The organism is Vibrio pomeroyi (assembly GCF_024347595.1).
Classification (GTDB): Bacteria; Pseudomonadota; Gammaproteobacteria; order Enterobacterales; family Vibrionaceae; genus Vibrio; species Vibrio pomeroyi.
The window spans coordinates 2309205-2323021 of record NZ_AP025506.1 but is presented as its reverse complement, the minus strand read 5'-3'; the positions used below and the strand labels follow the sequence as shown (position 1 = coordinate 2323021).

Sequence of the window (13817 nt, the reverse complement as noted above, 5' to 3'; positions counted from 1 at the left end):
GTATTAACATGCAAAACAACGAACTAAAAACGCCGTATTTCATGATCAATGAAGACAAGTTGATCGCGAACTTAGAGAAAGCCAAGCAGCTGAAAGAGATTTCAGGTGTGAAGCTGGTATTGGCACTGAAGTGTTTTTCTACATGGGGTGTGTTTGACATCATCAAGCCTTACCTCGATGGTACGACAAGCTCTGGCCCATACGAAGTGAAACTTGGTCACGAAACCTTTGGCGGTGAAACGCACGCTTACAGTGTGGGTTACAGTGAAGATGACGTGAGAGAAGTTGCGGATATTTGCGACAAGATGATCTTCAACTCACAAAGCCAATTCGAAGCGTACCGTCATATTGTTGAAGGTAAAGCGTCGCTGGGTTTACGTCTAAATCCGGGCGTGAGCTACGCAGGGCAAGACTTAGCAAACCCTGCGCGTCAATTCTCTCGCTTAGGTGTTCAAGCTGATCACATTAAGCCTGAGATCTTTGACGAGATTAATGGCGTGATGTTCCACGTGAACTGTGAGAACAAGGACGTCGATGCATTTATCGGCCTGCTTGATTCAATCTCAGAACAGTTTGGTGAGCACTTAGATAAGCTGGACTGGGTGAGCATGGGCGGTGGTGTGTTCTTCACATGGCCGGGCTATGACATCGACAAACTTGGCTTTGCGCTAAAAGCCTTCTCTGAAAAGCACGGCGTGCAAATGTACCTTGAACCGGGCGAAGCCATCATCACGAAAACGACAGACTTGGTTGTGACCGTGGTGGATATTGTTGAGAACGTGAAGAAAACGGCGATTGTGGATTCAGCAACCGAAGCACACCGTCTTGATACGCTTATCTACAATGAACCAGCATCGGTATTAGAAGCATCTGAAAACGGCAGTCATGACTACGTGATTGGTTCGTGTTCTTGTCTGGCTGGTGATCAGTTCTGTGAAACAAGCTTTGATGAGCCGTTGAAGATCGGTCAAAAGCTTCACTTGTTGGATAGTGCGGGTTACACCATGGTGAAACTGAACTGGTTCAATGGTTTGAAGATGCCATCAATCTACTGCGAGCGCAGCAATGGCGACGTTCAAAAGCTGAATGAATTCGGTTATGAAGACTTTAAACGTTCATTGTCACAATGGTCGGTTAAGTAACTGAATATTGTATTAGAACAATAAAAAGAGCAGCCGATGAGCTGCTCTTTTTGTTTTTATGTAACGCTTGGTTTGTGTCGTTAAATACTAACAACTAGCCCTCAATCATCACTCGAGTATCTTCACTGAGGGTTTCTAGTTCATTAACCACATCATCAATTTGAACTTCGATTGGTAGCTTAACGGCGATCTTTGAAGTAAATAGGCTTGAGCTCACACCACCGCCACCTGCGATAAATACTCGGTGACAGTCCATATCGAGAATGCTGATACCTTGTCTATCCAGTACATGAGTCACTTCATTAACGATACCTGCTCGGTCGTTTGAGTCGAGTCTTAGGTGATGGATTGTGTCTTGCACATTGTGTGAATGGTCTGAATCAACAAACTGCACGATGAGATCAGGATTAGCGCTGAAGGCCTCTTTAACAATCGATTCGTTGATGGCTGGAAGTTGAACCTTGAGTACGCCTGCGACTTGGTCTTCAATAAAATTCACTTTACTGATGAGCCATTTTCCGTCGTTTTCGTGAGTAACCGCAGCAAGTTGTTTGATTGTTGCTGGTGATGCTTTTCCGATAAAGTTTACGATAAATGTACTGTTCATATCAGCCCCCAAAGTCTCAATAAATCGTTGCTAATTAAATGTTTGATATCACGCGATAAAGTTCTTTAATTTCAGTGTAGAAGGTTACATCGAACAATGTTTGACCTGTGTCAATTTTTGAAACTAAGCTGTGATGCAAAAAAAGAGAATGAAGAGTAGGGCACAAAAAAAGCGGCTAGAGAGCCGCTTTTTAGAAGAGTTTTGTTTTTACGAAAGTAATTAGGTCGCTGGATTAGAAGGTTACTTTAAAGTTCATACCAACAAACTGAGAATCGTATGGTGCGCCAGCATCGTATGCGAATCGGGCTGCGTCTTGGTTATCCCACCAAGGATTAGTATTCAGATTAACTTCTGCGTCACCGCCCCAAGCATCACTTACCCAGTAGTGGATGTGTCCAACAGGGTTTAGGAAAAATAGAGACACATCACCCATGGTTTGAGAGCCCATCACTTCGCCGCCTGAAGCAATGATGTCTTGCTCTGCTTCTAGCATCATTTCACCAACAACCGCACCGAAGAATGGAGTGATGAACAGATCTTGCCATGATGGTACTTCAGCAAACGCTTCTACACCGTATTCCCAGAAGAACGTCGACATAGTCCACGAATATAAGAAAGACTCAAACTCATCGTAACCTGCGTGTCGAGCTGCGGTGTAGTAAACACCACCAAAATATGGGTGCATCACGTAGTTTAGGAAGTGTTCATCACGGTCCCATACTGGGCCATCAGACACGTTATCCTTCCACTTTTTACCTAATGAGCTGATGTCACGTTGGTCATCATCCCACTTGGTGATACTTTCAGGGAGTAGAGTCATTAAACCCACCGTAGCGACACTTAAGCCCAAAATGGTGTAGGTTTGGCCCATTAGGTAATCCCAATCCTTCTCTTGACTCACCAACATGTGTTTTGGTTGTTGGATTGAGAAGTCGTACTCGTCACTTGATTCGCTCAGTGCGTAATTGGTATTCGGCTTGTAGGTGTACAAGCTATCATTAACACAGTAATCTTGAGCACATTCATCCGAATAAGAAAGGTTGATTGGCTGGTCGAAGTCGTATTGGCTTGCAACCGAGTTAACTGACATTAGCATTGAAAATGCAGCAGTAACCTTTGCTAGTAACGGTGATTTGGCCACAAGGGTCTCCATGAGAAGTTAAGAATTGATCAGAGTCACAATTATCTATTAAACGTCTGATTTAGGGAACTAATAATTTGTCGCTTTTCCTAAGAAAACCTTAGATTTAACATTATTAATATTTGTGAAAAGCTGAAATGTCTCAAATTCAACCATAGACCAGTTTATGAATAATGCAGTGTCTTTTTATGACCACAAGGGATAGAAATATGACGAAAATCGCAATGTTAAGCACAGGTGAAGAAGTTCTTCATGGAGACATTGTAGACACAAACGCAGCTTGGATGTCTGGTGAGTTTTATCAGCATGGTTTTGCTCTCGCGAAACGTTCCACTGTGGGTGACCAAATGAGTGCTCTGGTTGAAGAACTGCTGATGCTGAGCTTTAACTATGATGTGGTTATCGTCAATGGTGGTTTAGGGCCGACAACCGATGACATGAGTGCAGCCGCTGCTGCCGCTGCTTCCGAGCAAAAGTTAGTCATGTTCCCTGAATGGCTCGCTCGTATGGAAGAGATGTTCTCAGGACGTGGTATGCCGATGCCTGACAGCAACCTTAAGCAAGCCTTGCTGCCAGCAAGTTCTGAGATTGTCGATAACCCTGTCGGCACTGCATGTGGCTTCAAGCTGAAAATCAATGATGCGACTTTCTATTTCACGCCGGGTGTACCGAGTGAATTCAAACGCATGGTGACCTTTGAAATCCTACCCGATTTGTCTCGCACGTATCCTCAAGTCGTTGCTTCAGAATGCAGTCGCTTGTTTACGTTTGGCTTATCTGAGTCGGGTATCTCGGATGTGTTAGACCAATTAAAGCTGCCTGAAGGTTATGAGTTGGGCTATCGCTCTTATCTGCCCTTCATTGAGGTGAAACTGTTTGGGCCTAAGTCTGGCTTAGAAACGCGCGTTAAACTGCTACAAATGGTGTACAAGCTGTTAGAGAGCAACGTAGTCAGTGTTGATGAACCGATGATTGATCATATTGGCCACATCATGGCAGAGAGAAAGAAAACCTTATCTGTATCTGAAGTGTCGACCAAAGGTGCGCTTTCGGCTTGGCTACAATCGAATGAGCAAGTTGAAGATTGCTTCGATCACTCATGGGTGATGGCTGATCCAAAAGAGAGTGAGCTCGAAAAGAGCGACCCATTGGCGGCGACTTTTGCCTTGGCGGGCGCAACCAGAGAAAAGTGCGGCACGGAATTGGCCTTGGTGACGGGCAAGTTAGACGGCAATACATTCAGTATCGCGTTATCGAGCGAAGCGGGTGAGTGGGGACAAGTGCTAGAGTTCTATCGCCAATACAATCGTGAAGATGCGCGTACCATTATCAAAACCGTAGCGGCTGACATGTTGAGAAGACACCTAGATAGCAAACCTATGTTTGGTGACTATTCATCACTAAAACGCGTGAAGGATATGTTTATCCCTTCAGCTATCATCAAGTAAGCAGCTCTTGCTGCTAACCAAGTTTTCTTGAGCCAAGACCTCTTGAACTAAGGTTAAGACAGAACAAATAAAAAGGCCCCACATCCATATGGTTGTGGGGTCTTTTGTTTATCTAGCCTTCTAGATAAGCCAACAAGTGGCGAATAGCATTGTAACCTGCACTTAAACTGAGTAAGTGATTACAAACCGCTTGTCATGTGTAAGCTGTAGAACAAACCACGGCCGATTAACTCTGAAGCTAAGAACAGTACCAATGCTAGGCCTAGGTTTACTGGGTTCACTTTTGCTTTGTTCAGCATAGGTAGAATCCAAATCAGTAAGCTTGCCATCAGTAATGCAACTTGAAGAATCACATAGCTGCCTAAACCGTCAACCAACTCAGAGGCTTTTGCTGCTGAAGTTTGGATGTCACCGATTAGGTTCAGTTTGCCTACTGTTACAAGTAAGCTGATCGCAACCGCAATCACAGCCAGCATGGTGATGTTACGGTCAACCGTAAAGCGGCTGTCGTTAGCAAATACAATTACGAACTGAGATAGCAGCAAGCCACCCACAACCATCGTCATGATGAAGCTCATCGGTGTGTAGATGTTGTCCCATGTAGGTACTGTGTTGATCATGTATACGTTGATCATCGCGTACATGAAGATAACACCCAGTACCATAGCGCCAACCATCAGTGCTTTTTGGATAGCTACACCACCTTTCTTAACCACAGACAGTAGCCACTGCAGGCCGCCTACTGCGAAGAATGCCGCGCCGAAGAACACTTCGTTAGACAACCAAGCCGAACCTAATTGGTTAAAGGCATTAAATGCGCGTAGTGGAGAGCCCAGGTGCGTTGTCGAGAACATAAAACCAAGACCCATTAATGCCCACAGAATGAACATTGGAACCTTGTAGCTGTTCAGTTTCTCTTCGTCATGACCAAGTACCAGTGCACGTGCGCCAATAAGTAAGTAACCACCCACAGCTGTTTGAGCCAGCACCGTAAAGAAGATCAAAGACCACTCATGAAAAATCATCTTACACCTCCTTCGGGTTTGCTAGGTGACCACTGGTATCGCCAGTCGGCTTCGCGTTTTTGTTTAGCTTAATCACGATGTTTGGCAGTGTTTCGGTTGAAGATGGCAGTGGCGCCACGTCTGCACCAGATCCGTACTTCTCGCGAAGTGTATTGATTTCACCAAACTCCAATGCACGAAGTGGGCAAGACTCAACACAGATAGGTTGTTTGCCTTCTGAAACACGTTGGTAACAACCATCGCATTTGGTCATATGACCTTTCTTCGCATTGTATTGTGGTGCGCCGTAAGGACACGCATTGCTACAGTGCTGACAACCAATACACACACTCTCGTCAACCACAACCAAGCCGTCTTCATCACGTTTGTGCATTGCGCCCGAAGGACACACTTTCACACATGCAGGGTTAGTACAGTGGTTACAAGCGATAGATAGGTAGTAAGAGAAAACATCTTTCTGAACCCAGGTATCGCCATCTTGAGTGAAGCCGCCACCTGCGTATTCGTATACACGACGGTAGTTCGTTTTGATGTCTAGATCGTTATAATCTTTACAAGCAAGCTGACAGGTTTTACAACCCGTGCATTTACTTGAATCAATGTAAAAGCCGTATTGTTTCATTCCAACCTACCTTATGCTTTCTTTAGCGCTTTGATTTGAACTAGGTTTGTATGCTGAGGGTTACCCTTAGCAAGTGGGCTCGGGCGCTGAGTCGTCAGCACGTTGATAGAGCCTGCATGGTCAATCTTCTGACCATCTGGTGCGTACCATGCACCTTCGCCTAGTGCGACAACTCGAGGAAGAATCCTTGGTGTCACTTTCGCTGGAATATGTACTTCGCCACGGTCGTTGAAAATACTCACCATGTCGCCGCTTTCAATACCACGTTCTTTCGCATCGATTGGGTTGATCCACAACTCTTGCGGTGCCGCAGCTTTGATCTCTGCAACGTTGCCGTAAGTTGAGTGCGTACGAGCCTTGTAGTGGAAGCCTGTTAGCTGAAGTGGGTACTTCTCTGCTAGTGGATCGTTATGACCTTCAAAAGAATCCGCGTAAATCGGAAGTGGGTGAATCACTTCGTCTTCTTTCAGCTTCCACGTTTTCGCGATATCAGCCAGTTGCTCTGAGTAAATCTCGATTTTGCCACTTGGTGTGGTAAGTGGATTCGCTTCAGGGTCTTTACGGAAATCTTCGTAAGCGATGTAGTGGTGGTCGTAACTACGCTTGTAGATACCCAGTTCTTTCATCTCTTCGAAGGTTGGCAGTGTTGGATCGTTCTTACGAGTTTCCGCGTAAAGGTGCTCAATCCATTGCTCTTGAGTACGACCTTCTGTGAACTCTTTTTCTACGCCCATGCGCTTAGCAAGTTGCGTACACATCTCGTAGATAGATTTTGCTTCAAACTGAGGCTCAATCGCTTTTTGTGCGTAGATGAAGTAAGGCATGTTCGATGCTTTACCATCCATACACCAGTCGTCTTGCTCTGATGTGGTTAAGTCAGGCAGGATGATGTCGGCGTATTTCGCTGAAGAGGTCATGTGGTTATCAACTACAACAATCATTTCACACGCACTCTCATCTTGAAGAATCGCGTGCGTCTTGTTGATGTCTGAGTGTTGGTTGATGATGCAGTTACCTGCGTAGTTCCAGATCATCTTGATTGGGTTCTTAAGGCGCTCTGCACCGCGAACACCATCAGTGATGTCTGTCATTTCGTGGTGACGGTGAATTGCGTCTGTCCACATGAACATTGAAATTGATGTTTCAACAGGGTTTGGCACAGTCGGGAATCGAACAAACGGAATGTTGATGTCACTTTCACGAGCACCTGTCGAACCGCCAGATACACCCACAGAACCAGTGAGTAGCGACAGCATTGCGATTGCACGACAAGCTAGCTCACCGTTCGCAGTACGTTGTAGACCCCAACCTTGGTGGATAGCACACGGTTTCGCTGTGCCCATCTCGCGGCCCAGTTTAACGATAGTATCAACTGGAATGCCTGTGATCTTAGAAGCCCACTCAGGTGTCTTCTCTACGCCATCTTCACCTAAACCTAGGATGTAAGATTTGTAGTCACTGTTTTTAGGCGCTGATGCAGGAAGGGTCTTCTCATCGTAACCGACACAGTATTTGTCTAGGAACGGTTGGTCGACTAGGTCTTCAGTGATCATCACGTGTGCAAGACCCGCTACCAATGCAGCATCGGTAGAAGGGCGAATTGGGATCCACTGATCTTCACGGCCACCGGCAGTATCGGTGTAACGTGGATCGATGATGATCGTTCTTGCGTTTGATTTGTTTTTGCTTTCTACGTAGTGGTGGATCAGACCGCCGCCAGACATACGAGTCTCAGCAGGGTTGTTACCAAATTGGATGTTAAGCTTAGTGTTCTCTAAGTCAGAGAAAGAGTTGTTGTTTGCCCAACCACCGTAGGTGTAGCTCAAGCCTTTCGCGATTTGCGCTGTTGAGTAGTCACCATAATGGTTTAGGTAACCACCACTTAGGTTCATTAGACGCGCAATCAGCGTTTGTGCTGGTGGCCAAGACTTAGTCACCGTACCACCAAGCGTACCTGTACCGTAGTTTAGGTAGATAGTGTCGTTACCGTAGTCTTTGATAAGGCGTTGCATAGTGCCAGCGACTTCATCATAAGCCTCTTCCCAGCTAATACGCTTAAACTTACCTTCACCACGTTTGCCCACACGTTTCATTGGGTATTTCAGGCGATCTGGGTTGTAAACACGGCGACGCATAGAGCGACCACGTAGACACGCACGCACTTGGTGATGACCGTATTCGTCAGTACCCGTGTTGTCTGTTTCTACGTATTTGATTTCACCGTTTTGCACATGCATACGCAGTGGGCAGCGAGAGCCACAGTTTACTGTACATGCACTCCATACGATTTTCTCATCCACATTCTCAGCAACCGCAGCCGCTACTGGTTTGGATTTGAAAGGTAAAGCGATACCGCCCGCGAGTGCGGCTGCACTACCTACCGCCGAAGAAGCTTTCATGAAGCCTCTTCGAGTAAGATTCATTACCCCAGATTCTTTCTTATTCGTCATTCTAAGATGCCTATTGTTATTGATAGCTAGCACTTTATAGGTAGTTTGGCTTCTATGTTTTTATTTCTAAATATTGATTGATTGGCATCAAATAAGAGAGAAATTTAAATTTTATGAATCGAATGTATAAAATAGATCAAAGAATCTAGTCGTCGTATTTATATAATTGTCGTTAAACCAATTACGGTATAAATAAGAATGATTATTGATACGCATAAATTGCTCGGTTCATTATTTTATCAAGCAACAAATAAAGAACAGTTATTAGATATTGTTCAGGCACTAGTAGAGAGCCAAGTCTTATCAGAAGATTGTTTACTGGCACTTCAAAACGAACAGGAAGACGCTCTAGCTGCAGAGTTTAGCCGCTTGTTTGAAGGCGTTGGAGACATGCCAGCTCCGCCTTGGGGCTCTGTGTACCTAGATAAGGACCGTGTGGTGTTTGGTGCATCGACTGTGGAATATCGACAGTTTCTAGAATTAAACCAAATTGAATTGGATACAGGTTTAAGAGAGCCAGAAGATCAATTTGGTTTAATGTTATTCGCCCATGCGTATTTGTTAGAAAATAATAATATTAATTCAGCTCGTGAATTACTCGAGTGTCACTTATTGCCTTGGTCTTCTTCTTATTTAGATAAATTAAATACAGCATCAGGTTTATCATTTTATAAGAAGCTATCAAGCGATGTAATTAATTGGCTTAATAAATTAACATCTGAATATAATTTAAACGTTGCTAATAAAAAGTTATATATCGATTAATGTCTGAGCAAATAAATTCAAATAGGCGTGGTTTCTTAACTCGACTCTCTAAGCCGGTTAAAGCTGCGGCAAGTTATGAAGAGAAATCACAGCGCTTACATGCTAGGCCACCTAGAGCTGTCGATGAGGTGCTGTTTGAGCGTCTTTGCGACGGTTGTGGGTTGTGTGAGCAAGCGTGTCCGAATAGCGTTATTGAGATGCTAGAGGGCAGTGCGTTGCTGAATTTGGATTACAACAGTTGTTCGATGTGTAATAAGTGCAGTGACGTGTGTCCGACTGGCGCGCTTCATCAAACCGTGACGCCTTATGTCGACCTGAAGCCCAGCTTTGCTGATAGCTGCAATAACTACATGCAAATGGACTGTAATGCGTGCCAAACCGCTTGTTCTGCCGGTGCGATACACATTGAAGTAGGAGAGTTGCCTACGGTCGTTCAAGATAAGTGCAATGGCTGTGGAGAGTGCCGAAGCGCTTGTTACATTGGCTCTGTGACTCTGAACCTGACTCAACAGTAGCCATCTAGTTTGGCTCGGTGGTTTAGAGCTAAAGAGACGAATAGAAAAAGGGTCCGCATTCCAAGAGGAGGCGGACCCTTTTTAATACTTATCATCTCTGATGAAGCGTTTGAACTTACGTGATTCTATCTAAAGCGAAAGCAAATGAAACTAAGCAAGCGAACTTAAATCGAATAGATTAGGCGCGCTTCTGTTTGCTTCTGTGAATCACGTTACTCAGCGATAAATCGGTTTTTGCTTTGCAGATGCATGGCAAAATCTCATCGCCTTGTGTGTAAGCCATAGCAAAACCAACGTACTCAACCTCACCAGAATCCAACGTACAGCGGCATGCGCCACAGTGGCCATCTCGGCAGTTGTATTCTGGTTCTAACCCAGCTTGTTCCATTGTTTCCAACAGAGTGTTTGAAGGGTTAGATTCAATCGAAGTCAGCTTGTTGATTTTGATTGTTGGCATTACAGCTCAAATCCTTCAAAGTCGTCAGCTTTTACTTCGTTGTCGATTTGGCCAACTAGGTAAGAACTGATTTCAGCTTCTTGTGGAGCAACTTGTACGTTATCTGAAGATAACCAAGCGTTGATCCATGGGATTGGGTTTGATGTTGCTGCTGGGTAAGCCGCACCTAGACCAACCGCTTGCATACGGATGTTGGTAATGTACTCAACGTATTGGCAAAGAATGTCTTTGTTGAGACCAATCATAGAGCCGTCTTTGAATAGGTATTCTGCCCATTCTTTCTCTTGCTCTGCTGCTTCTTTAAATAGGTCGAAACACTCTTGCTTGCACTCTTCAGCGATTTGCATGAATGCGAAGTCGTCTTGACCGTTACGTAGCAAGTTGATCATGTGCTGAGTACCAGTCAGGTGAAGCGCTTCATCACGAGCGATTAGCTTGATGATTTTAGCGTTACCTTCCATTAGCTCACGCTCAGCGAATGCAAATGAACATGCGAAACTTACGTAGAAACGGATTGCTTCTAGTGCGTTTACCGACATTAGACATAGGTAAAGCTTCTTCTTCAGGTCGTGAAGTGAAATCTTAACGTCTTCGCCGTTGATGCTGTGGTTGCCTTCACCGTAGCGGTGGTAGTCAGCCGTTAGCTTGATTAGGTCGTCGTAGTAGAAAGCGATGTCTTTAGCACGCTTAAGGATCTCTTCGTTTTCAACGATGTCGTCAAATACTACGCCTGGGTCATTCACGATGTTACGGATGATGTGCGTGTAAGAACGAGAGTGAATCGTTTCAGAGAAAGACCAAGTCTCAATCCAAGTTTCTACTTCTGGTAGTGATACCAATGGAAGTAGGGCAACGTTCGGGCTGCGGCCTTGGATAGAATCTAGAAGTGTTTGGTACTTCAAGTTAGAGATGAAGATGTGCTTTTCATGCTCAGGAAGCTTGTTGTAGTCGATACGGTCGCTAGACACGTCTACTTCTTCTGGACGCCAGAAGAAAGAAAGCTGCTTCTCGATAAGCTTTTCGAAGATTTCGAATTTTTGTTGGTCGTAACGTGCAACGTTTACCGACTGACCCAAGAACATTGGTTCTTTTAGTTGGTCATTTTTTTGCTGAGAAAAAGTACTGTAAGCCATAAATGCCTCAAATCCTTTAAAGACCCGTCATAAAACGGACCCTGTTAATGCTTTAAACCCAGAGAAGATAACTCTTCTCTGGGGTCTTAATGTTTATTGCGGTTTAGATCTTACAACCGCCGCCTTCACAATCTTCTTCCGGCACTTGAACTGCATCGCCTTGGTCGTCTTTAGCACCATCACGAGTGTTATGGTAGTAAAGCGTCTTAACACCGTACTTGTACGCTGTTAGTAGGTCTTGAAGCAGCTTCTTCATTGGTACTTTACCGCTGTCGTAAACACTTGGATCATAGTTAGTGTTTGCAGAGATAGCTTGGTCAACGAATTTTTGCATGATACCCACTAGGTGTAGGTAACCGTCGTTAGAACCAATGTTCCAAAGCAGCTCGTAGTTCTCTTTTAGATTTAGGAAATCTGGAACAACTTGCTTCAGGATGCCGTCTTTCGATGCTTTCACAGATACGTAACCACGTGGTGGCTCGATACCGTTAGTCGCGTTCGAGATTTGAGACGATGTCTCTGAAGGCATAAGCGCTGTTAGCGTAGAGTTACGCAGACCGTGCTCCATGATCTCTTCACGTAGAGAATCCCAATCGTAGTGCAGTGGCTCTTCACATACTAAGTCGATATCTTTCTTGTAAGTATCGATTGGCAGTAGGCCTTTCGCGTAGTTGGTCTCGTGGAAAGATGGGCAACGACCTTGCTCTTTCGCTAGTTCAACAGATGCTTTTAGCAAGTGGTACTGAATCGCTTCAAAAGTACGGTGAGTCAGGCCATTTGCGCTGCCATCAGAGTACTTAACACCATTCTTCGCTAGGTAGTATGCGTAGTTGATAACACCCACACCTAGAGTACGACGGTTCATTGTCGATTTGTATGCTGCTGGAAGCGGGTAGTCTTGGTAATCAAGAAGTGCATCTAGAGCACGAACAACCAGCTCAGAAAGCTCTGCTAGGTCGTCAAGTTCATTGATTGCGCCAAGGTTGAACGCTGAAAGCGTACATAGTGCAATTTCGCCTTCGTCATCTTCTACGTTAGAAAGCGGCTTAGTTGGAAGCGCGATTTCTAGACATAGGTTCGATTGACGAACAGGGGCAACTTCAGAGTCAAACGGGCTGTGTGTATTACAGTGGTCAACGTTCTGAATGTAGATACGACCAGTAGAAGCACGCTCTTGCATTAGCAGAGAGAATAGCTCAACAGCTTTTACTGTTTCACGCTTCACTGATGGATCGTTTTCGTACTTAACGTATAGCTCTTCAAAACGGTCTTGGTTTTCGAAGAACGCATCGTAAAGGCCAGGTACGTCAGAAGGTGAGAACAGGCTGATGTTGCCACCTTGAACAAGACGAGAGTACATAAGCTTGTTCAGCTGTACGCCATAGTCCATGTGACGAACACGGTTCTCTTCAACGCCGCGGTTGTTTTTCAGTACTAATAGAGACTGAACTTCACCGTGCCATAGTGGGTAGAACACTGTTGCTGCGCCACCACGAACACCACCTTGAGAACAACATTTTACTGCTGTTTGGAAGTATTTGTAGAAAGGAATACAGCCAGTGTGGAACGCTTCACCATTACGGATTTCAGAACCAAGCGCACGGATACGACCTGCGTTGATACCAATACCGGCACGTTGAGATACGTAACGAACAATTGAGCTTGCTGTTGCGTTGATAGAATCAAGGCTGTCACCACACTCGATCAGTACACAAGAACTAAATTGACGAGTAGGTGTACGTACACCAGACATGATCGGTGTAGGTAGAGAAATCTTAAACGTAGACGATGCGTCGTAAAAACGTTTGATGTAGTCAAGACGAGTCGATTTCGGGTACTTAGCGAATAGACACGCAGCAACTAAAATGTAAAGGAACTGAGCACTCTCGTAGATTTCTTTCGTTACACGGTTTTGCACGAAGTATTTACCTTCAAGCTGCTTAACCGCTGCATAAGAGAAGTCTAAGTCACGTTTGTGGTCGATGTACTCGTCAAGCTCGTCAAACTCAGCTTTCGTGTAGTCTTCCATTAGGTGGCTATCGTATTTACCCATATCAACCAGTTTTGCAACGTGGTCGTATAATGCAGGCGGCTCGTATTCGCCGTACGCTTTTTTACGTAGGTGGAATACAGACAGACGTGCTGCTAGATATTGGTAATCAGGAGTCTCTTCAGAGATTAAATCCGCTGCTGACTTGATGATAGTCTCATGAATGTCAGTAGTGGTGATGCCATCGTAAAACTGAATGTGAGCTTTCAATTCTACTTGTGATACAGAAACATTGTGCAAGCCTTCAGCTGCCCATGTAATCACGCGATGGATCTTCTCTAGATCGATCGTTTCTTTGCGCCCGTTACGCTTGGTAACAGTAAGTTGTTGGTTCATTCTGCTTAATTTCCCTAACAAAACTGAACAAGGCCGTGTTTTTGTGTATTTCTGTGTAATTTTTGTAAATTACGTTTCGGCTTTGTGATCTTGGTCTACCCATACATTGTAGTTCAAACACAACAT

Annotated in this window: 12 protein-coding genes; 4 read left to right on the top strand and 8 right to left on the bottom strand. The window is 44.8% G+C overall.

The window, feature by feature from the left end; all coding sequences use genetic code 11:
• Positions 1-8: 8 nt before the first annotated feature.
• Entirely contained in the window at positions 9-1142 is a 1134-nt protein-coding gene (nspC, locus tag OCV12_RS10140) for a carboxynorspermidine decarboxylase (protein WP_261884582.1), read from the top strand.
• A 94-nt stretch (positions 1143-1236) separates the two neighbouring features.
• On the opposite strand, the gene OCV12_RS10135 is transcribed toward nspC, so the two are convergent.
• The gene (locus tag OCV12_RS10135; protein WP_017632075.1) at positions 1237-1749 is read right to left on the bottom strand and encodes a glycine cleavage system protein R; all 513 of its coding nucleotides are present in this window, start codon (positions 1747-1749) and stop codon (positions 1237-1239) included.
• Positions 1750-1981: 232 nt separating this feature from the next.
• Positions 1982-2890 (bottom strand): DUF3943 domain-containing protein, encoded by a 909-nt coding sequence (locus OCV12_RS10130; protein WP_017632074.1) that lies wholly within the window; start codon positions 2888-2890, stop codon positions 1982-1984.
• Positions 2891-3099: 209 nt separating this feature from the next.
• Here OCV12_RS10130 and OCV12_RS10125 point away from each other — a divergent pair, with 209 nt between their 5' ends.
• Positions 3100-4338, top strand: a complete 1239-nt coding sequence (locus OCV12_RS10125; protein ID WP_261884581.1) for a CinA family nicotinamide mononucleotide deamidase-related protein — start codon at positions 3100-3102, stop codon at positions 4336-4338.
• A gap of 179 nt (positions 4339-4517) precedes the next feature.
• Here the strand turns inward: OCV12_RS10125 and OCV12_RS10120 are convergent, their stop codons facing one another.
• From OCV12_RS10120 to OCV12_RS10110, 3 genes are read right to left on the bottom strand one after another with little or no spacing between them, the layout of a single operon-like run.
• Entirely contained in the window at positions 4518-5363 is an 846-nt protein-coding gene (locus OCV12_RS10120) for a dimethyl sulfoxide reductase anchor subunit family protein (RefSeq protein WP_261884580.1), read from the bottom strand.
• Position 5364: 1 nt separating this feature from the next.
• Positions 5365-5985 (bottom strand): DMSO/selenate family reductase complex B subunit, encoded by a 621-nt coding sequence (locus OCV12_RS10115; RefSeq protein WP_004733360.1) that lies wholly within the window; start codon positions 5983-5985, stop codon positions 5365-5367.
• A gap of 11 nt (positions 5986-5996) precedes the next feature.
• A complete protein-coding gene (locus OCV12_RS10110; protein WP_017632071.1) occupies positions 5997-8435 on the bottom strand; it encodes a DmsA/YnfE/YnfF family dimethyl sulfoxide reductase in 2439 nt (812 codons plus the stop codon).
• Positions 8436-8633: 198 nt separating this feature from the next.
• Between OCV12_RS10110 and OCV12_RS10105 the strand changes: the two genes are divergently transcribed.
• Positions 8634-9200, top strand: a complete 567-nt coding sequence (locus tag OCV12_RS10105) for a TorD/DmsD family molecular chaperone (protein WP_261884579.1) — start codon at positions 8634-8636, stop codon at positions 9198-9200.
• Positions 9200-9715 (top strand): ferredoxin-type protein NapF, encoded by a 516-nt coding sequence (gene napF / locus OCV12_RS10100; RefSeq protein ID WP_261884578.1) that lies wholly within the window; start codon positions 9200-9202, stop codon positions 9713-9715. The genes OCV12_RS10105 and napF overlap by 1 nt, the downstream gene beginning before the upstream one ends.
• A gap of 178 nt (positions 9716-9893) precedes the next feature.
• On the opposite strand, the gene yfaE is transcribed toward napF, so the two are convergent.
• The 3 genes from yfaE to nrdA form a co-directional block, all read right to left on the bottom strand.
• A complete protein-coding gene (gene yfaE, locus OCV12_RS10095) occupies positions 9894-10172 on the bottom strand; it encodes a class I ribonucleotide reductase maintenance protein YfaE (RefSeq protein WP_017632068.1) in 279 nt (92 codons plus the stop codon).
• The gene (gene nrdB, locus OCV12_RS10090; RefSeq protein WP_261884577.1) at positions 10172-11305 is read right to left on the bottom strand and encodes a class Ia ribonucleoside-diphosphate reductase subunit beta; all 1134 of its coding nucleotides are present in this window, start codon (positions 11303-11305) and stop codon (positions 10172-10174) included. The genes yfaE and nrdB overlap by 1 nt, the downstream gene beginning before the upstream one ends.
• A gap of 103 nt (positions 11306-11408) precedes the next feature.
• A complete protein-coding gene (gene nrdA, locus OCV12_RS10085) occupies positions 11409-13691 on the bottom strand; it encodes a class 1a ribonucleoside-diphosphate reductase subunit alpha (protein WP_048659581.1) in 2283 nt (760 codons plus the stop codon).
• Positions 13692-13817 lie beyond the last annotated feature (126 nt).